The 20581-nt window shown below is 35.1% G+C and carries 20 protein-coding genes; 12 read left to right on the top strand and 8 right to left on the bottom strand.

Translation table 11 applies throughout. The annotated features are described in order from the left end of the window. Window positions 1-72: 72 nt before the first annotated feature. Both RRF69_RS08505 and RRF69_RS08500 read right to left on the bottom strand, forming a co-directional pair. Window positions 73-846 (bottom strand): hypothetical protein, encoded by a 774-nt coding sequence (locus RRF69_RS08505; RefSeq protein WP_316939392.1) that lies wholly within the window; start codon window positions 844-846, stop codon window positions 73-75. Between the two features lie 2 nt (window positions 847-848). Next, window positions 849-1943, bottom strand: coding sequence for a Nif3-like dinuclear metal center hexameric protein (locus RRF69_RS08500; protein WP_316939391.1), 1095 nt, complete (start codon window positions 1941-1943; stop codon window positions 849-851). 76 nt (window positions 1944-2019) lie between these two features. Here RRF69_RS08500 and lpxK point away from each other — a divergent pair, with 76 nt between their 5' ends. Then, the gene (gene lpxK, locus RRF69_RS08495; protein ID WP_316939390.1) at window positions 2020-3054 is read left to right on the top strand and encodes a tetraacyldisaccharide 4'-kinase; all 1035 of its coding nucleotides are present in this window, start codon (window positions 2020-2022) and stop codon (window positions 3052-3054) included. Between the two features lie 58 nt (window positions 3055-3112). On the opposite strand, the gene RRF69_RS08490 is transcribed toward lpxK, so the two are convergent. After that, on the bottom strand, window positions 3113-4120 hold the full coding sequence (locus RRF69_RS08490) for a beta-ketoacyl-ACP synthase III (protein ID WP_316939389.1): 1008 nt from the start codon (window positions 4118-4120) through the stop codon (window positions 3113-3115). A gap of 310 nt (window positions 4121-4430) precedes the next feature. Here RRF69_RS08490 and htpG point away from each other — a divergent pair, with 310 nt between their 5' ends. From htpG to RRF69_RS08470, 4 genes are all read left to right on the top strand, one after another. Then, window positions 4431-6341: a molecular chaperone HtpG gene (htpG, locus tag RRF69_RS08485; protein WP_316939388.1), complete on the top strand. Its 1911-nt coding sequence runs from the start codon at window positions 4431-4433 to the stop codon at window positions 6339-6341. A gap of 150 nt (window positions 6342-6491) precedes the next feature. Beyond that, window positions 6492-7007, top strand: coding sequence for a GNAT family N-acetyltransferase (locus RRF69_RS08480; RefSeq protein WP_316939387.1), 516 nt, complete (start codon window positions 6492-6494; stop codon window positions 7005-7007). 211 nt (window positions 7008-7218) lie between these two features. Beyond that, complete coding sequence (locus tag RRF69_RS08475) at window positions 7219-8532, top strand: hypothetical protein (protein WP_316939386.1); 1314 nt, start codon at window positions 7219-7221, stop codon at window positions 8530-8532. Continuing rightward, the gene (locus tag RRF69_RS08470) at window positions 8529-9380 is read left to right on the top strand and encodes a DMT family transporter (protein WP_316939385.1); all 852 of its coding nucleotides are present in this window, start codon (window positions 8529-8531) and stop codon (window positions 9378-9380) included. Before RRF69_RS08475 ends, RRF69_RS08470 begins: the two co-directional genes overlap by 4 nt. Window positions 9381-9506: 126 nt before the next feature. On the opposite strand, the gene RRF69_RS08465 is transcribed toward RRF69_RS08470, so the two are convergent. Together RRF69_RS08465 and RRF69_RS08460 are read right to left on the bottom strand one after the other, a co-directional pair. Then, a complete protein-coding gene (locus RRF69_RS08465; protein WP_316939384.1) occupies window positions 9507-10973 on the bottom strand; it encodes a magnesium chelatase in 1467 nt (488 codons plus the stop codon). A 42-nt stretch (window positions 10974-11015) separates the two neighbouring features. Beyond that, the gene (locus RRF69_RS08460; protein ID WP_316939383.1) at window positions 11016-12140 is read right to left on the bottom strand and encodes a vWA domain-containing protein; all 1125 of its coding nucleotides are present in this window, start codon (window positions 12138-12140) and stop codon (window positions 11016-11018) included. 226 nt (window positions 12141-12366) lie between these two features. Here RRF69_RS08460 and RRF69_RS08455 point away from each other — a divergent pair, with 226 nt between their 5' ends. The 4 genes from RRF69_RS08455 to RRF69_RS08440 are packed head-to-tail and all read left to right on the top strand — an operon-like array spanning window position 12367 to window position 15959. Further along, window positions 12367-13116, top strand: coding sequence for a TIGR01777 family oxidoreductase (locus RRF69_RS08455; RefSeq protein ID WP_316939382.1), 750 nt, complete (start codon window positions 12367-12369; stop codon window positions 13114-13116). Between the two features lie 17 nt (window positions 13117-13133). Next, window positions 13134-13250: a DUF1731 domain-containing protein gene (locus tag RRF69_RS08450; RefSeq protein ID WP_316939381.1), complete on the top strand. Its 117-nt coding sequence runs from the start codon at window positions 13134-13136 to the stop codon at window positions 13248-13250. Window positions 13251-13282: 32 nt separating this feature from the next. Then, window positions 13283-13747 (top strand): (2Fe-2S)-binding protein, encoded by a 465-nt coding sequence (locus RRF69_RS08445; RefSeq protein ID WP_316939380.1) that lies wholly within the window; start codon window positions 13283-13285, stop codon window positions 13745-13747. Further along, window positions 13740-15959 carry a xanthine dehydrogenase family protein molybdopterin-binding subunit gene (locus tag RRF69_RS08440; RefSeq protein WP_316939379.1) on the top strand — a complete coding sequence of 740 codons (2220 nt, stop codon included), beginning with the start codon at window positions 13740-13742 and terminating at the stop codon, window positions 15957-15959. Before RRF69_RS08445 ends, RRF69_RS08440 begins: the two co-directional genes overlap by 8 nt. Window positions 15960-16028: 69 nt before the next feature. Here the strand turns inward: RRF69_RS08440 and RRF69_RS08435 are convergent, their stop codons facing one another. Together RRF69_RS08435 and RRF69_RS08430 are read right to left on the bottom strand one after the other, a co-directional pair. Beyond that, complete coding sequence (locus RRF69_RS08435; RefSeq protein WP_316939378.1) at window positions 16029-17690, bottom strand: SulP family inorganic anion transporter; 1662 nt, start codon at window positions 17688-17690, stop codon at window positions 16029-16031. Between the two features lie 131 nt (window positions 17691-17821). Further along, window positions 17822-18202 (bottom strand): NUDIX hydrolase, encoded by a 381-nt coding sequence (locus RRF69_RS08430; protein ID WP_316939377.1) that lies wholly within the window; start codon window positions 18200-18202, stop codon window positions 17822-17824. 147 nt (window positions 18203-18349) lie between these two features. Here RRF69_RS08430 and pyrE point away from each other — a divergent pair, with 147 nt between their 5' ends. Both pyrE and RRF69_RS08420 read left to right on the top strand, forming a co-directional pair. Then, window positions 18350-18991, top strand: coding sequence for an orotate phosphoribosyltransferase (gene pyrE, locus RRF69_RS08425; RefSeq protein WP_316939376.1), 642 nt, complete (start codon window positions 18350-18352; stop codon window positions 18989-18991). Window positions 18992-19001: 10 nt separating this feature from the next. Further along, complete coding sequence (locus RRF69_RS08420; RefSeq protein ID WP_316939375.1) at window positions 19002-19391, top strand: SRPBCC family protein; 390 nt, start codon at window positions 19002-19004, stop codon at window positions 19389-19391. On the opposite strand, the gene RRF69_RS08415 is transcribed toward RRF69_RS08420, so the two are convergent. After that, window positions 19388-20119: a biotin--[acetyl-CoA-carboxylase] ligase gene (locus tag RRF69_RS08415; RefSeq protein ID WP_316939373.1), complete on the bottom strand. Its 732-nt coding sequence runs from the start codon at window positions 20117-20119 to the stop codon at window positions 19388-19390. The two genes, RRF69_RS08420 and RRF69_RS08415, sit on opposite strands and share 4 nt — an antisense overlap. An 86-nt stretch (window positions 20120-20205) precedes the next feature. On the opposite strand from RRF69_RS08415, the gene rsfS reads away from it, so the two are divergent. Beyond that, complete coding sequence (gene rsfS, locus RRF69_RS08410) at window positions 20206-20574, top strand: ribosome silencing factor (RefSeq protein ID WP_316939372.1); 369 nt, start codon at window positions 20206-20208, stop codon at window positions 20572-20574. Window positions 20575-20581 lie beyond the last annotated feature (7 nt).

Raw genomic sequence — 20581 nt, 5'->3', positions numbered from 1 at the left:
CTACAAATTTACTGCAAAAAAAACTCGAAGCAAGGCCTCGAGTTTGATCTATAGTGTAAAATCTAATTTTTTCTAAGAAAATATTTTATCTATTTTTTGTTTTTCTTCTTCAGCCAAAGCAGCATCCACTAAGATACGCCCACTGTGTTCGTCTATTGTGATTCTTTTTCTGTTTGCAATTTCCAACTGAACTTGTGGCGGTATAGTAAAGTAAGATCCTACAGAAGCTCCTCTTTCGATCGCTACCACTGCCAAACCATTTTTTACTTTGGTTCTAATTCTATTGTATGCAGTATATAAATGTTCGTCTAAAGATTTTGCATACTCTTCAGATTTCTCAGCCAAAAGTTTCTCTTCTTTTTCTGTTTCTTTTAAAATAGCCTCTAATTCTGCTTTTTTATGACCTAAGTGTTGCTCTTGCTTTTCTAATTTTTCTTTTGTCGTAGCAATGACCTCTTCTTTTTGTGCAATCTTTGCTTTGTACTCGTTGATTCTTTTTTCAGCCAATTGAATTTCTAAATCTTGAAACTCAATTTCTTTAGCCAAAGAATCAAATTCTCTATTGTTACGAACTTTTTGTTGTTGCTCTTCGTACTTCTTCATTAACGAATTTGACTGATCAATCGCTAATTTTTTATTTTTGATATCCGTTTCTAAATTAGTAACATCTTCACTTAAGTTAGAAACACGTGTATTTAAACCAGCAACTTCATCTTCTAAGTCTTCAACCTCTAAAGGTAACTCTCCTCTTACGTTTCTAATTTCGTCGATTCTAGAGTCGATTAACTGTAAGTCGTAAAGTGCTCTTAATTTTTGTTCAACAGAAACTTCTTTCTTCTTTGCCATGTTTATATGTAATAAATAGGGTTCGTACTTTTTTGCGATAAAACGATTGCAAAATTACTAATTTTTTTTGTAAGATAATCAACCAAAAGCCTTTTTGTAAACTGTTCGCTTTCATAATGTCCAATATCAGCTAATAAAAGCTCTTTTTCTGCTTTAAAAAACTCGTGATATTTAAAATCAGCGCTCACATAAGCATCTGCTCCTGATCTCTTTGCGTTCGAAATGGCAAAACTACCAGCACCTCCCAAAACGGCTACTTTTTTTATTTTTTTGTGAAGCAATTCAGAATGTCTAATACAATCGGTTTGCATGGTTTTTTTGAGGTATCGCAAAAAGTCTTGTTCATCCATGGCTTCTTCAAATTCTCCAATCATCCCCATACCAATATCTTGGTGTACATTTTCTGTAGTTATAATCTCATAAGCAACTTCCTCATATGGGTGTTTTTCATGTAAGGTTCTTAAAATCTGAGCTTCATTTTTACTTTCAAAAACAACGCTTATACGAGTTTCATTTTCTAAATGAAGTGTTCCTTTTGTACCAATAACTGGATTGGAATCTTCATTTCCTCTGTAAGTTCCAATTCCCTCGGTGCTAAAAGAGCATTGATCATAATTTCCAATATTCCCTGCACCAGCTTCAAAAAGAGAAGTTCGCAACGCTTCCGCTTTTTCTGAAGGAACAAAGGTGGTTAATTTTTTGATGATGCCTTTTTTGGGAATTAAAATTTTTGTGTTTTTCAAACCTAAAATTTCACAGATTTTGGCAGACACCCCTTTTTTTGAATTGTCTAATGCAGTATGTGTCGCATAAATAGCAATGTCATTTTTTATAGCTTTCAACACTACTCGTTCTACATACGAATTTCCGTTCAACTTTTTCAATCCTCCAAAAATTATTGGATGAAAGCTAACAATTAGGTTACAACTTTTGGCAATAGCCTCGTCTACTGTCTCTTCCAAAGTATCTAAGGTGACTAAAACACCTGAAATTTCGGTAGTATAACTTCCAACCAACAAGCCTACATTGTCAAAATCTTCTGCATAGTGAAGGGGGGCTAATTCTTCGATATAATTCGTGATTTCTCTGATCTTCATTTGATATTGTTTCTGTAAAAACCAAAGTTAGCATTTTCCGTGTATCAATCCATAAAAATGCATTATTTTCGTACTAATGAAATTTATTCGCTATTTATTATTTCCATTTTCAATTGCATATCACATTGTTTCTACTGTGCGAAACTGGTTGTTTGATAGTGGAGTATTCAAAGAAACTTCCTTTGAAATTCCCATCATTACTGTCGGAAACCTCAGTGTAGGAGGAACAGGAAAAACACCACAAATTGAAAACCTCATCCGTTTATTGAAAGACAATCATCAGATTGCGGTTTTAAGTAGAGGATACAAACGAAAGACCAAAGAGTTTATCATCTTAAATGAGATTTCTACCGCTCAAGAAGTTGGGGATGAACCTTTGCAGTACTTTCAAAAATTTAAAAACATTACCGTTGCTGTAGACACCGATCGTGCGCACGGAATTTCGACATTGTTGGAAAAGACAAACACAGATCTTATTTTATTAGATGATGCCTTTCAGCATCGAAAAGTAAAAGCTAGTTTTTATCTTTTACTGACAAAATATGACGATTTGTTTACCGATGACTTTCTAATTCCAACAGGTAGCTTAAGAGAAAGCAGGATTGGAGCAAAAAGAGCCGACCTAATCATTGTCACCAAATGTCCTAGCAACCTAGAGAAGGCTTCGAGAAAAAAAATTGAACAGCAATTACAGCGCTATCACAAACCCCTCTTTTTTACTAGTATTTCCTATGCAGAGTCAATTAAGGGCGCAAAGCCTCTTTTGACAAACGAACTTAAAAACTTTGAAGTTTTACTGATAACAGGAATTGCAAATCCGACACCTTTATTGAATCATTTAAAAAGTTTAAACATTCGTTTTATACACCTTCGATATTCCGATCATCATCACTTTTCAGAAAAAGAAATTACACAAATTCAACAGCAATTTTCAGAAATACAATCCGAAAATAAGATTATACTAACTACCGAAAAAGATTACACGAGATTAGAACACCGAATAGCGCAACTGAATTACCTCCCCATAGAAATTCAGTTTTTAGGAAATCAAAAAAAACAATTTGACAACCTCATTACTTCCCATATTCAAAATTTCTCTGCGAAATGCTAGGCATCAAAAAAACCCAAAGTTAAAACTTTAGGCTTTGTTGTTATCTTAAAAAATTATCTTACCAGCGAATTACGACAGAACCCCAGGTAAATCCACTTCCAAAAGCAGCTAAAACAACTAAGTCATTGTCTTTAATTTTTCCAAGTTCCCAAGCTTCTGTCAGGGCAATAATTACAGATGCCGCAGTGGTATTTCCATACTTCATGATGTTATTATACACCTGATCGTCAGACAGTCTGAATTTCTTTTGAATAAATTGTGCGATTCGCAAATTCGCTTGATGCGGAATCAACATATCAATATCTTCTTTTTTCAGATTGTTTGCCGCCAAGCCCTCTACTATCGCCTCAGAAAAACGAGTAATAGCATGTTTGAAGACAAATTGACCATTCATATATGGATAATACGAAACATCATCAGGGTCATTATTTGCTAAAATTTCGGGCACCCAACGTTGTGTAGAGGGACCTTCTAAAACCAGCTCTTTTGCATGTTTTCCTTCGGAATGCAAGTGAGACGATAAAATTCCTTTTCCTTTTTCTTCTGTTCGAGATACTACTGCTGCTCCTGCTCCATCCCCAAAAATTACAGTAACGCCCCTTCCTCTTGTGGAACGTTCCAATCCTCCTGAATGATTTTCTGCACCTATCACAAGAATATTTTTATACATCCCTGTTTTGATAAATTGATCTGCTACTGACATGGCATATATAAATCCAGAACATTGGTTCCGAACGTCTAAAGCTCCAACGGTTGGCATCTCTAATAGATCTTGCACTTGCACACCTCCTCCAGGAAAATACATATCTGGACTCAAGGTGGCAAAAACAATAAAATCGATTTCATCTTTGGTCAAACCCGATCGTTCAATTGCAATTTTCGCTGCCTTAGCCCCCATCACTGCGGTCGTGTCTCCTGTTTTAGGATCAATCCAACGCCTCTCTTTGATTCCAGTTCGTTCTTGAATCCATTCGTCAGTTGTTTCCATAAACTCTTTTAAATCGTCGTTGGTCACAATATTATCAGGAACATAATAGCCTAAACCCGTTATTTTTGAATTGTACATAATGTATCGATCTTCTTATTAATGATTCTTTTCGTTATTCTCAAAAATAGTGATTTTTTTTTGATGATGAATTCAACACTTTGGCAAGTTTTGAAAAATAAAAAGGCTGCCATCTTGTCACTATGCAATGTTTGGTATTTTTTTTGACTGTTGATGATTTATAAATCATAAAACAATAATTGTTTGTCGGTTCAAGTGGGTTTCTCAAGAAACTGAAAATTTAATCTATAAAGACATTAGCGTCTTCTCGATATAATTTCAAAGAAAATGAATTCCTTGAAACGACAACATCAAAACGAAAACAATACACATGGCAAAAGGAAACATTAATGTATCGGTAGAAAATATTTTTCCACTGATTAAAAAATTCTTGTATTCAGACCACGAAATTTTTTTAAGAGAATTAATTTCGAATGGAACAGACGCAACAACAAAATTAAAACACTTAATTTCTATTGGAGAAGCTAATACCGAGTTGGGCGATGCGAAGATTGAAATCAGTATTGACAAAAAAGCAAAAACTCTAACCATCAAAGACCAAGGTTTAGGAATGACCATGGATGAGGTTGAAAAATACATCAACCAAATTGCATTTTCTGGAGCAGAAGAATTTTTAGAAAAATATAAAGACGATAAAAATGAAACAGGTGTTATTGGACACTTTGGATTAGGTTTTTATTCTGCTTTTATGGTTGCAGAAAAGGTGGACATTTTTACAAAATCTTTTAAAGACGAACCTGCTGCACATTGGTCGTGTGACGGATCACCAGAATATACTTTAGAAGCACATGACAAACAAGACAGAGGGACAGAAATTGTATTGCACATTGCAGACGATTCGACCGAATTTTTAGAAGAACAAAAGATTAAAGAATTATTGTCAAAATACAATCGTTTCAATCAAGTTCCTATTAAATTTGGCACGAAGGAAATAAATGACCCTAACTTTACACCAAAAACGACAAAGGATAAAGACGGAAAAGAAACTACAGAACCTCATAAAAAAATTGAGGTTGACAATATTATCAACAATACCAATCCTGCTTGGAACCAAAAACCAGCTGATTTGACTGATGAAGATTATTCCAACTTCTACAGAGAATTGTATCCAACACAATTCGAAGAGTCTTTATTCCACATTCACTTAAACGTAGATTTTCCATTCAACTTAACAGGGATTTTATTCTTCCCAAAGTTAAGTACTTCTATGGATATGCAGAAAGACAAAATTCAACTCTACCAAAATCAGGTATATGTAACGGATAATGTAGAAGGGATTGTACCCGACTTTTTACAAATGTTAAAAGGAGTCATCGATTCTCCAGACATTCCTTTGAATGTTTCTAGATCGTATTTACAAGCAGATGGTGCCGTAAAGAAAATCTCTGGCTACATTACCAAAAAAGTAGGGGATAAATTGGCTTCATTATTCAAAAATAATAGAGAAGATTTTGAACAAAAATGGAACGATATCAAAGTCATTATTGAATACGGAATGTTGTCTGAAGATAAGTTCTTTGACAAAGCGAAGAAATTTGCCTTGTACCCAACCGTAAATGATGCATATTTCACTTTTGATGAATTGATTGAAAAGACCAAAGAAAACCAAACAGATAAAGACGGAAACCATGTCATTTTGTATACCTCTAACAAAGAAGCACAACACAGCTATATTCAAGAGGTAACTGCAAAAGGTTATGAAGTTCTCATTTTAGACTCTCCAATAATTTCTCACCTAATGCAAAAATTAGAAGGAGCTGGAGAAAAGGTGAAGTTTACCAGAGTAGATTCAGATCATGTAGATCATTTAATTAAAAAAGATGAAACAGTCATTTCAAAATTATCTGAAGAAGAAAAAGCTACGCTAAAACCAATCATTGAGGCAAATGTTCCTGAAAAAACATATACGGTTCAATTGGAGGCGATGGATTCTGCAGCTTCTCCATTTATAATTACTGTTCCAGAATTTATGCGAAGAATGAAAGAAATGCAAGCTTCTGGTGGTGGTGGAATGATGGGAATGGGAAATTTCCCAGACATGTACAACTTGGTAGTAAATACCAACAGTCCTTTGGTTTCAGATATCCTAAACAACAAAGATGAAAATGCGCAAAAGAATCTGATTTCTCAGGCTTTTGATTTGGCCAAATTATCTCAAAACCTTTTGCATGGAGAAGAATTGACCAATTTCATCAAACGTTCATACGAATTGATTAAATAGAAAAATTATTCCTTATTACAAGGTAGAAATTTCAATCCTCTTTGTGAATGCAAAGAGGATTTTTTATGCAAAAAAACTGATTGATTTTTATACAGAAAAGGACTTAACCAAAATTAATCCTAATTATTACACCATGAACCTTAGACAACAATGTTTCAAATACTAAAGGCCAACTCAACACATTCTGCATTACTCTCTAAATTGAGTGAACAGTCTTTTTTAGTTCCTCATGGGCATTCCGCTCCAAAAAAGGACATCGACAATTATATTGCTGCTAATTTCAGTCAAGAAAATTTTCTTGAAGAATTGGAAAATCCAAAAAACGAGTATCACCTCATATATTATCAAAACGAAATTGCTGGTTTTTCTAAGGTGGTTCTAAATTCTGAAAACGAAAACATCAAAGCTCGCAATACAATGCTCTTAAGCCGTTTGTATTTACTAAAAGAATTTTACGGATTGGGCTTAGGAAAAGCTCTTTTGGAGTTTAATATCTCTTTTGCAAAACGATATAATCAAAGAGGAATTTGGCTTGCTGTTTGGGTAGAAAACCCGCGAGCAATTTTATTCTACAAGAAAATGGGCTTTCAAAAAGTAGGTGCTTATGATTTTAAAATATCGGAAACCCATTCGAATCCAAACCATATTTTATATCTAGCATTTTAAGAGAGCTCTAAAACAGATAGTCGTATATCAAAAAAAAGCCTTCACTTTTAACAGTGAAGACTTTTCTAATCCCCTTTTTCATTCAATTTTCTTGATTACAATGATTAAATCAAACTATTGAGCTACAAAAATAACTCCATTTTTTATTAGAGATTGCCCAACTTTAGCCCAAAAAAAACATATATTTGGAATATCCCCTGACTATATCAATATGGAAAAAAATTATTCCCAATTACTTACAGATATCCAAAAAAAATCAGGTATCTCTGTGTTGACGAGTAGAGATCTCCGTTTTTTAAAAGAAGAGATTGACGATACTCTAAGAATAAGTTTAGGGTTCAATACCTTGCGAAGACTCTTCGGTTTTTTAGAAAAAACACAGCCAAGTATCAAGACTTTAGACATGCTGGCAAACTACTTAGGCTTTGAAAACTATTCCAGTTATAAAAGCAATATGATCAATTATGACGAATGGTACTTTCAACAAAATCTTCAAAGAATTCAAACTTCCAACAGCCTTACAGAGGACGATCTTAAAATGATCAGTGTAAGTTTAGTCAACACCAATAATATTGTTTCTTTTGCATATTTTTTTTCCTATTTTATTGAAAAACTGAACAGCAACATACTCGAAATAATTTTTAAACATATTTACTTTACAAAATTTTCTAAAAGCGATTTATTAAAGTTCGCTACCATTACCACCTTAAGTCTCTATCGAATTGAAGAAAAAGAAGCGCTGACCATTTATAAAAAACTCATCAAATATGATGACTTTAGAAATAATATGCCACTTCTTTACATTGACTATTCAACTTTAAACGGTACGTACTCAAAAGTACTCACCCTAATAAAAAAGCAAAACAGCAATAATTCAGACATCTTATTTGTTGAATTAATGGAATTTTATCGCAGCTACTATTCTTTAAAAAAACTCCATCATATTGAAATTAAAAAACCCTTTAATTTTGAAACTTTTCACCCTGTTCTTCAAGGACGATATTATGCATATCTTTTAATGAAGTCTCCAAAGGACACAAAAAAGATTGAAAGAGAAATTTTAAATTATTGCAAGAAAATCCCGACTGAAATCACGTGGTTCTTTGAGGAAATCATTCCTTCACTAATTAGTATTAAAAATTTCAACTTCCTGTCAAAATTGATAACTACTTTTAACGATATTATCTTCGAAACAAACCGATGGGATTCAAAAACAGGACATGCACTTTCCTTAATTGCGATGGCAAATTTTAATATTGACAAAGGAAATACCAAAGCAGCATTCCTAAACCTAAACCGAGTAGATCTTGATAAAATTGAATTGAGTTATAGTGAATACATCAAACTGTTTTACTACCAAGCTAAACTTCAAATTTCATTCATAGACAAAGACCTTTCTGAAAACACGAAAACTGGTATTCTCTTTACAGAACTCATACAAAAAACTGGATTTATAAAATTTAATGAGGCACTTACAGAATTTACCTATATCGAAAAGTTAAAAAACCATTCCTCGCCCCAATGATCTACCTTATAATTGCCATTCTTCTTTTTTCATTGAACAATGTACTCTGGAAGAAAAACTTAGCCTCTATTTCAATTTCGGCATTAATGACGTATCGGTCTTTACTTACCAGTCTATTGGCAATAGGACTCCTATTCTACTTTTACGATTTAAACACTTTCACAGGAGTACAGTTTTTAAAAATCAGCATTGCATCACTACTTGGGGCTATTGGTCTTGTGTGCATGCTTACTGTTTTTAAAAAAACCTCTATGCAATGGGTCGCTATTTACAACTTACTAGGAGTCGGCTTTACAATCTTATACCTTTGGATTTTTAAAGAACTGGAAATAAAATCATCAATTCTTGGAATCTCTCTCATCACACTCGGTTTTATTTTTTATGTAGGGACCCATAAAAATAGTACTTTAAAAATCAGTCTCAAACAACATCTTATTTTACTTCTCATGGTTGTTTGCTTTGGAACAGGTTCCATAATCAATTGGGAAAACTTACATGATGAGATTCCTCCAATTCTAATTATTGCCAATCAAGAAAGCATAGTTTTTATCTCTGGAATCATTCTTTTGAGCCCTCAAAAGAAAACTTCTTCATTACTTCCTACGCTACAAAAATATTTTAAAAGAGTACTATTAATGAGTTTCGTTATTTTTTTGGCGCTATTGTTTAGTTTTTTAGGTTTAAAAATCACCAACCCAATCATCTCGGGTACTTTATTTCTAGCAAGCCCATTAACCACGATTTTATTTAGTGCCCTATTTTTTAAGGAGAAAATCAGTCTGAAAGAGTGGGCAGCTATTGCGACTATTGCACTAGGTGCATTTCTGCTCCATATACAAACACAATAGCGAACAAAACATCAATTGAAGAGGAAATTGGGAAGCGTTCTTAGAGTTTGTTCTTCACCAAAAATCAATTTTAAATATAAAGAAAAAACCCTGTTAAGTTTAATTACTCAACAGGGGCTTAAAATATTACAATCCACTAATAAAACTTCCGTAAGGATCTTTAAACTGAGTCCCTTCTGCATATCTGTGCTTGCTTAGTTTTTTGTATTCCACCAAGGCCCATAATACAAATTCTTTTACAAAATAGGCATCCTCAATATTCATGTTTGGCTGCTCAGTTGCTAAGAAATCATTCAATGGTTTTATTTTATTGAGTTCGTTTTGATATTGCGCTTCGGTATACTCGTCCAACAATTCAAAGTCTTCGTCTGCATTGAAAAACCATGAAATAATCCCATCATAAGGGGTTTCTTCTTCTTGCTTTTCTAGTTTTTTAATTTCAGGAAAATAGGTTGGAAATAACGATTTGATGGCTTTTTTTATGAGCAATTCGGCAACAACTTGTGCCCCTTCTTGCTCTCCTTCATAGACCAACTCTACCTTTCCAGTAATGGCCGGAATAATACCGTCAAAGTCACTCAATCGAATCATGGTTTTTTCTTCTCCTGAAAGTAAGGCACGTCGTTCTGCAGTGCTTAACAAATTTTCATACGCAGAGATACTTAATCGAGCACTCACTCCACTTTTCGCGTCAATAAACTCGCTCTCTCTGGCTTCAAAAACAATTTGCTCCAACAAATCTTTCGCTAATTCTGGCACTTGCAAAAATGTTTTTTGGGATCCTAATTGAGCGGCCTCTTGCTGAGTGATTTTTTTGGCCGTTTCAATATCTTCAGGGTAATGTGTTAAAATTTGAGAACCAATTCGGTCTTTTAAAGGGGTTACAATGCTTCCTCTATTGGTGTAATCTTCGGGATTTGCAGTAAAAATAAATTGCATATCTAAAGGCAATCTCAATTTAAATCCTCTAATTTGAATATCTCCTTCTTGTAAGATATTAAATAAGGCAACTTGAATTCTTGCTTGCAAATCAGGCAACTCATTGATAACAAAAATACATCGATTGGCTCTTGGTATCATTCCATAATGAATGACACGATCATCGGCATAACTCAATTTTAAATTTGCGGCTTTTATCGGATCTACATCTCCAATAATATCTGCCACCGTTACATCTGGGGTTGCCAATTTCTCTGCAAAACGTTCTGATCGATGCAACCAATAAATTGGTGTCTCATCTCCTTTTTCTTTAATGGTCTCCACAGCAAATCTTGAAATAGGTTGCAATGGATCATCATTGATTTCTGAACCTTCCACAACAGGGATGTACTCATCTAACAAATCGACCATCAATCTCGCCAATCGTGTTTTAGCCTGACCCCGCAAACCCAATAAATTGATATTGTGTTTGCTTAAAATGGCACGTTCCAGTTCAGGAATGACCGTGTTTTCATATCCATGGACTCCTTTAAAAACAGTTTCTTTTCGCTTGATCTTTCCAATTAGATTTTCTCTTAATTCGTCTTTAATTGATTTTGATTGGTATCCAGACTCCTTTAAAGCGCCTAATGTTGTCATCTTTTCTATCTTCATATCTTTCATTTCTACAAAGCATAGAGCTTTGTGATGTGTTAGTTAACCTTTAATTCTCTTTTTTCGATTCGTTTCGTAGTCTTCAAAAATCATCTCTCCCAAACCTTTCAATCCAGTATAAAATGCTTTTCCCTGATTTGCCTGTGTGAATGCCTTTATAAATTCCATTAAATACGGGTCTTGCGCAATCATAAAAGTGGTTATGGGAATGTGCAATTTTCGGGCTTGTTGTGCCATTGCGTAGCACTTGTTTACGATATACGGATCCAATCCGTTACTATTCTTATAGTATTGACCATCTGCCAAACGTAAACAGCTAGGTTTGCCATCGGTGATCATGAAAATTTGCTTGTTGGTATTTCGTTTTCTACGAAGTAAGTCCATGGCTAAATTCAATCCCGCAACTGTGTTGGTATGATACGGCCCTACCTGTAGATAAGGCAAATCTTTGATTTTAATAGACCACGCATCATTTCCAAAAACAATAATATCTAAAGTATCTTTTGGATAGCGAGTCGTAATTAATTCTGCCAGAGCCATTGCAACTTTCTTGGCTGGTGTGATTCGATCTTCTCCGTATAAAATCATCGAATGACTGATATCGATCATCAAAACAGTACTCATCTGACTCTTATGAAGAGTCTCTTCAACAACCAAATCGTCTTCTGTAAGGTTGAAATTGTCAATTCCACTATTGATTTGCGCATTCCGGATACTCTCTGTTATCGAAACCTTGTCCAAAGCATCTCCAAACTGGTAATTTCTAAAATCACCCGTATGCTCATCACCAACTCCGGGAGACTTACTTCTGTGATTTCCCACACCACTCCTTTTGATTTTTCCAAAAATATGATTCAATGCTTGCTGACGAATTGCGCGTTCTGTTTTGGGAGTTATTTTTGTGCTACCGACTCCATCCCCTTTAATTTCCTCCTTTATGTACCCTTTTTTCTTAAGATCTTCGATAAAATCATCAATGGTATACTCCGCAGTAGTTAGAGAATATTCTTTATCTAAAGAACGAAGCCAATCGATGGCTTCATCGAAATCACCTGAAGTATGGGTGATGAGTTCTTTGAAAATTTCAAAAAGCATTTCAAAGGGAGATTGGTCTTCTGCCGAATACGTTTTAAAGATAAACCCTTTTCTTTTAGTGTTGTTTTTCATCACACTAAAAATACGGCTTTATTGGTTGTTTTTAAAAAAAAATGATTGCTTTCCTAAATATCTAGATTAGAAATGTTGATGATTGTTTTTTGCTTTTCGTCACAGATCGGAGAAGTCACTGAGAATCAAAACAAAGAAACTCCTTTTAGAAAAGAACATCCTATTCTTTGACAAATTAAAAGTACAAACTAGCCTCATTTCGTCAACTGTTTTTTATTTTTACACAATGGCAAAAATTATAATTACTGGCGGTACCGGTTTAGTAGGTAGAAGACTTACTGAATTTTTAGTGAACAGAAATCATGAAGTGCGAATTCTCAGCAGAAATCCCAAGGCTCAGTATGAATACAAATGGGATCTTTCTACCAATGAAATTGATGAAAAATCATTGCTTGACATTGAATACATCGTCCATTTGGCAGGTGCAGGAATCGCAGAAAAACGCTGGACAGCAGAAAGAAAAAAAGTCATTATTGATAGCCGTGTTGATTCTGCCAATTTACTTTTCTCAAAAATAAAAGAACTCAAAATTCCTTTAAAAGGCTTTATTTCTGCCTCTGGAAGTAATTTTTATGGCGCTAAAACAGCTGATACAATTTACAAAGAGACAGACAAAGCAGGGACCGATTTTTTAGGAGATGTTTGCTTACAATGGGAAAAAGCAGCAGCCCAATTTGAATCCTTAAATGTTCCTGTAACAATTTTAAGAACAGGAATTATCTTGTCTCAAACAGGGGGTGCTCTAGAAAAAATGAAAACACCCATCGTTTCTCCATTAGGGTCTGGGAAACAGTATCTTTCATGGATTCACATCGACGACGTATGTCAAATGTACATCAACGCTATTGAAACTAATTTATCAGGAATCTACAATGCTGTAGCTCCAGAATTTCATACGAGTCGCTCATTTTCTAAACTATTAGCTCAAAAAATACGACGTCCTTATTTGCCAATTTCTGTTCCTGAGTCCTATTAAAACTCGTTTTTGGTGAATTGGCAATCATATTATTAGAAGGAAGTAGACTTTCATCCAAAAAAATACTTCAAGAGGGTTTTCAGTTTCAATATGAAACCTTAACGAAAGCGTTGCACCACCTTTTTCAAAAATAATTGTAACTTGCTGAAATAAATTTTCAGGAATTATGAAAACACTTTCTATAAACGGGGAAAACTTTCCCATTGAAGCACAAGACGACATGCCTTTATTGTGGGCCATTCGAGATATTGTAGGCTTAACAGGTACAAAATTTGGTTGCGGTATCAGTCAATGTGGAGCCTGCTCGGTTCTTATCGACGGGAACTTATCAAAATCTTGCAGCATCCCTGTTGCCTTTGCAGCTGGAAAAGAAATTTTCACTATTGAAGGTTCTTCAGAAAATTTAGAGTTCCTACGAGATGCATGGAATGAGGGCAATGTTCCCCAGTGTGGTTATTGTCAATCCGGACAATTAATTGCTGCAACTGCACTCTTAGATCAAACCGAACAACCTACAGACGAGGATATCGATGCTGCAATGAGTGGAAATATATGCAGATGTGGGACCTACTCAAGAATAAAGAAAGCCATCCACAAAGCCGTTGAACTTAAATCGAATCGCCATGAATAAAATTCAAAATTTAAGCAGAAGGAGCTTTGTAAAAGTATTTGGATTGGCTTCTGGAGGAATCCTTTTGGGATGCACTGCCTCTGGTAATAAAAAAGCCTTTATCCCTATAGTCACTGAAGAAAACTCGTTTACACCCAATTTGTTCATCAATATTCAAAAAGACGGTAACATTACGTTGATCGCTTCACGTTCTGAAATGGGACAAGGTATTCGCACCTCATTAGCTTCGGCAATTGCAGACGAAATGGAAGCCGATTGGAAATATATTAGCGTATCGCAAGCAACTGGAGACGAAAAATATGGCAATCAAAATACCGATGGTTCACGAAGTGTACGAACCATGCTGGAGCCAATGCGTAAGATGGGGGCAACAGCAAAAAAGATGCTAATTACTGCCGCTGCAAACAAATGGCAGGTTTCTGAAAACGACTGTATAGCAGTCAATCATCATGTGATCAACACCAATAGTGAAGAGAAAATTTTCTTTGGAGATTTGGTTGAAGCAGCTGCTGGCCTAGAAATTCCAGATGCGAAAAACATCGCTTTAAAAGAAACCAAAGACTTTAACTATATTGGAAAAACCTTAAAAAGTGTCGACTTAAAAGATTTTACACACGGAACGGCAATTTACGGAATCGACAAAAGAATTCCGAATATGAAATTTGCAGCCATTGCTAGATGCCCTGTTACATTTGGATCGGTAAAAAGTTTTGATAGCACTACTTCGAAAAGTATCGCCGGAGTTGAAAAAATATTTTCTATGGATCGAATGGTTCCTCCTACAGGAAAATTTTTCGGAATGCTTGGAGGTGTGGCAGTGATTGCCAATAATACATGGGCAGCCTTTCAAGGTAAAGAAAACTTAGAAATTGAATGGGATTTAGGAACAAACAGAGACTACACCACCCAATCTTACAATCAGAAAATTAGCGATCGTCTGGAGAGTAATGGTAAATTAGTTCCTGGTAGTCGTGGAAATGTCGCAACAGCTTTTGATGATAGCTACCAAATGATTGAGGCAACCTACCATATCCCCCATTTGGTGCACGCTCCTATGGAAGTACCGAATGCGACTGCATGGTTTCAAGGAGACTCTTGTGAAGTATGGGCACCCGTTCAAGACCCTCAAACAGTTCGAAGTGAAATTGCTCATTTTTTCAATTTAGAAATTGAAAAAGTAACGGTTCATGTTACTTTTTTAGGTGGGGGATTTGGTCGTAAATCAAAATCAGATTTTGTGGTTGAAGCGGTTGCTGTATCAAAAGAAATCAATGCGCCAGTACAAGTAGTATGGACACGTGAAGATGATATTCGACACAGTTTTTACCATTCTACATGTACACAACACATCAAAGGTTCATTGGATAAAAACGGCCAAGTTACAGGTTGGTTACACAGAGTAGCCTTTCCTTCAATTGTCTCAAGTTTTAAACCTTTATCCGATTATGCTTCCGGCTTTGAATTGGGACAAGGATTTATCAATAATCCCTATCAGATTCCGAACTTTAGATTTGAAAATGCCAAAGCAGAAGCTCAGATTCGAATTGGATGGATGCGTTCTGTAATACATATTCACAGTGGATTTGGAATCAATTCTTTTGTAGACGAACTCGCCGCAAAAGCAGGAAAAGACCCTTTAGCTTTTCATTTAGACTTGCTAGGAAAAGATCAAGTGGGAAAAGGAAAATCTGATTTTCCTTTTGAATCTAGACGCTTAAAAAACGTCTTAACAACCGTTACTCAGAAAGCCAACTGGGGCAAGAAACTTCCCGAAGGTCATGGGTTGGGATTTGCTGTCCATTATAGTTTTTATAGCTATGTAGCGACCGTTGTTGAAGTCTCGACCAATGATGATAAAATCAAAGTGGAAAATATTTGGACCGCCATCGATTGTGGATTGGTACTTAATAAAGACAATGTAATCAACCAGCTAGAAGGTGCTGCCATTTTTGGAATGTCATTAACGATGTTTGGAAAAATCACTACAGAAGAAGGTGCTATAGTACAAAGTAACTATCATGATTATCCAATGACAAGAATGAAAGACACTCCAAATATTGATATTACCGTTATAGACAATATGGAAACAGCACCCACTGGTGTTGGTGAACTAGGAGTTCCCCTAATCGCACCAGCAATCTGCAATGCGATTTTTAAGGCAACGGGCAAACGTATTCGAAGCTTGCCTTTAGCCGATCATGGATTGGTATAGACCTCTCATAAAAAACAAAAAGCGCAACTTAGACAGCTGCGCTTTTTTTGTTGTACAATACAAAGAGTCTTAAAACTTATACTCTCCCAAAGGTTTTGGGAAATCTTCTGGATTCGCTGCCAAGTGATATCTTGGGTCATCAATACCCTCTTCGATGATGCCTGTGAAAATTGGACTCGCTTTGTAGAGTAAGATTTTACAATCCTCACTCAAATGTTTTAATTTGATCTGCTTACCTTCTGCCTGATACTTTTCTACCAAGGCAAAAATTGCTTCAATAGCAGAGTGATCGGAGATACGAGCTTCCACAAAATCAATCTCAACAAAATCAGGGTCATTTTTAACATCAAACTTTTCGTTAAAGGCGGCGATACTTCCGAAGAATAATGGGCCCCATATTTCGTATACCTTAGTTCCGTCTTCTTTGATACGCTTTCTAGCACGGATTCTTCTTGCACTCTCCCATGCAAATACCAATGCAGAAACAATAACACCTACAAAGACAGCGATGGCTAAATCAAAAATAACTGTTACTGCAGAAACGATGATTAAAACAAAAGCATCTGATTTTGGTATTTTTTTTAAAATTCTAAAACTAGACCATGCAAAAGTTTCGATGACCATCATAAACATTACACCAACCAGAGCAGCAATGGGTACTTGTTCGATGAATTTATCGGTAAAGAGAATAAAGGTTAACAATGTTAATGCCATCATAATCCCCGACAATCGTCCTCGTCCACCAGCATTGATGTTGATCACAGTTTGTCCAATCATACCACAACCACCAGTTCCTCCAAAAAGACCACTCATGATGTTCCCTGCCCCTTGTGCTACACATTCTCTATTTCCATTCCCTCTGGTTTCTGTCAATTCATCCACAAGATTCATGGTCATTAATGACTCGATAAGTCCAACAGAAGCTGCTAAAAAAGCAAAAGGTAAAATAAAAGTTAGCGTGTCTAAATTAAAGGGTAAGTTTTGCCAAAGTTCTAAATTAGGTGTTGGGAACTCTCCTTTCAACCCTGTTCCACCCCCTTCAATAATATAGGAACCAACAGTAGAAACTTCTAATCCAGAAAAAATAACAATGAATGTTGTGACTAAAATAGCAGTCAAAGAAGCTGGTAATTTTGAAGTGATCTTAGGCAACAACCAGATAATCGCCATGGTGAGTCCGACAAAACCGAGCATGATATACAACTCAGAGCCAGACATAAAAGTATTGGAATATTTCTTTACCCCTTCAACAGAGGTTTCTAATGATTTGTGAGAAAACATTTTTACTTGTGCCCAAAAAATAACAATTGCCAGACCGTTTACAAAACCCATCATAACAGAATGGGGAATCAGTCGGACAAAGCGACCTAATTTAAAAACACCTGCTAGAATTTGGATTATTCCCATTAAAATGACACATCCTAATAGATAAAAATACCCCATATTGTCTACAGGAACATCAAACAACATTCCTTTGGTATGCCCTTCAGCGATCATACTTACAAAAATAACCGCAACCGCACCAGCAGCTCCTGAAATCAAACCTGACCTACCACCAAAAATAGCGGTGATTAGCCCAATAATAAAGGCACCAGAAAGCGCTACTAGAGGATCTATTTGAGCTACAAAAGCAAAGGCAACTACTTCGGGTATCATTGCCAACGAAACGGTAATCCCAGCTAAAATATCATCTTTTGCATTGGGGGTAATCTTTTTTATAAATTCTGTCATGACTTTTTTCTACCTTTTAGAAGTCGGCAAAGATAGTAGCTTTTTTACTTGAATCCTTGTAAGTCCTTGAATTTATTGTAAACCATATTGATGTTGGAATAAGAATTTTTCAGGGCTAGTAAAGTAGCTTCCTAGTTCTTAAAAACAACTTCAGTGATTCCTTCTTCTTCTTGGGGTACTAGCGGACCTTCATAATCTGAATACATTAAAAACCAATGACTTACTTTTATAGTGTTTTGTTTATGATAATAGAAATGATAGGTCGTAATTAAAAATTGATCAATTTTTAGATCTTCTATTCCACACTCTTCAGCGACTTCTCTGAGAGCAGTTTCTTCGATCGTTTCTCCTTTTTCAACACCTCCTTTTGGAAGATCCCAAGTATTGCTTCTATAAATAAATAAAATCTCTTTTTTACTATTTGCAACCAACCCACCGGCAGCAGTGACAATATTGAAATTTTTAAAAAATTCAGCTTTCGATGCTTCGAGATCTACACAGAGAACAAGCACCTCAGGAATGAATTGGATGTAAGTTTGCGTATAATATCGCCTACTTTTAAATATTCATATAAGTATATAGGATACTTATTTTCTTTGGGGATCGAATCTGTTAAAATAATTGGAGCATCATTTACAAAAACTTTATACATTTGCGGCATGATTTTAAACAAAGATACAGCAAAAAAAACAGCCGAACTTTTATTGCAAATAAATGCAATAAAACTGAGTCCAAACAATCCTTTTACATGGGCTTCAGGTTGGAATTCTCCAATATATTGTGACAATAGAATTATATTATCCTATCCTGCAGTTCGAGTTTTTCTAAAAGAAGAAATTGCCAAAATAGTAGAATTACAGCACGGGAAACCAGATGTTATTGCAGGAGTGGCAACAGGTGCCATCGCAATCGGTGTTTTAGTCGCTCAAGAACTAGGTGTTCCTTTTATCTATGTAAGACCAGAGCCAAAATCCCATGGTCGTAAAAACCAAATTGAGGGGTATTTAGAAAGTGGACAGAATGTTGTCGTAATTGAAGATTTGATCAGTACTGGAACAAGTAGCTTGAATGCTGTTGAAGCTCTAAAAGAAGCAGGTGCAGTTGTGAAAGGAATGGTGGCGATATTTACGTATGGTTTTGAGATTGCAGCTCAAAATTTCAAAGAAAAAAATATTGCATTGACAACCTTGAGTAATTATGAAAATTTAATAGAACAAGCATCTGATAGTAGTTATATTTCTGAAAAAGAAATTGATACTTTACAAGAATGGAGAAAGAATCCAAGTGTTTGGAATCAATAAAATAAAACCCATGAACATCCAAGGAAACAAAGTAACTACGAAAAAATCTGCCAAAGAAATTTATACTTTTTTTACAGAATTATCAAATTTCAAACATTTAATGCCCGAAAATATTGAAAAATTTGAAGTAGATGGTGACTCATTTATTTTTGGATTGAAAGGAATGCCAGAAATTAGATTGGTTCTGAAAGAGAAAAGAGAATATTCAAACATTACATTGGGAGCAGCAAGTAGCAAATTACCATTTACCTTAGCAGCAAATATTGAAGAAGTTTCCGAGAATTCTAGTTCGGTACAACTTCAATTTAACGGAGAGTTCAACGCCATGATGGCAATGATGATCAAAGCACCATTGACTAAGTTTGTTACAACACTTACAGATAATATTGCAGGCCTTTAGGCAAAAGAGACGTCTTTTATTCCAAACTCCTGAATGGTAGCGTCCTCTAACTGAATTTGCAATTTTCCCTCTGAAGAGACGCCTTGAATCATCCCCATAAAGAAAGTATTTGCAGCATTTTTAAATGTGGCTGGAATATTTTTTTTATATAAATAATTCAGATACTCTTGTTCCAAAAGGTCATATTCTCCGTCGTTTAAGAGCTTTATTTTACTTTCTATACTTTCTACTAACCACTGCAAAACAAATTCTAAATCAAATTCTTTAAGCAAACAAATCTTAAGAGATGTTGCCTTTCTTTTAAAACTAGAAAATATTTCTTGATTTACATTGAGTCCAATTCCAATGATCGAAGATTGAATTTTGGAGTTTTTTAAGCTGTTTTCAATTAAAATACCCGCAATTTTATCATCTCCTACCAAAATGTCATTAGGCCATTTAATTCTTGATTTAGGAACATTGAGACGGTTAAGCACCTCTAAAACAGCAAGGCTCACAGCAAAATTCAAGTATCTTTGTTGACCAGATTCCAAGCTTAAATACGACACATATGTACTGAAAACCAAATTTTTACCTTTTTCAGAAATCCACAAACTAGATTGCTGCCCTCTCCCCTTTTTTTGGTGGTTGGCAGTTACTGTCGTAAAATTTTTTAAGGTAGAATTTCGCGCCAATTCTTTCAAAAAGGAATTGGTAGAATCGATCTCGTCAAGTTTGATTCTTTTCAAGTGTTAAATATTGTAAAAAGTAGTTCAATATTACACAAAAAAGTGACAAAAAAACAATAACTTTGCGTATTAATTTATAAATTTTAATGACCAAAAAAAAAATCAATACAGACGAGTTAATCGCTGAGATTATAAAAGGGATTGACAATGTTAAAGGAGAAGACATTCAATTGCTAGATTTAAGAGAAATAGAGAACACTGTTTGCGACTATTTTATAGTATGCTCTGGGAACTCTAACACACAAGTAAATGCTATTTCTGGCTCTGTGCAGAAAACGGTTTCAAAGGAAATCAAAGACAAGCCCTGGCACATCGAAGGTCAAACCAATTCGGAATGGATTCTAATGGACTATGTTCATGTTGTAGTTCATGTTTTTCAAAAACACATTCGCGAATTTTATGATATCGAAAGCCTATGGGGTGATGCTAAAATCACAGCAATAAAAACTAAATAAATACATT

The organism is Polaribacter sp. HL-MS24 (assembly GCF_032758595.1).
In the GTDB taxonomy this organism is placed as follows: domain Bacteria; phylum Bacteroidota; class Bacteroidia; order Flavobacteriales; family Flavobacteriaceae; genus Polaribacter.
The sequence above is the reverse complement of the archived record's forward strand: the minus strand, read 5'-3'. Positions and strand labels throughout refer to the sequence as shown.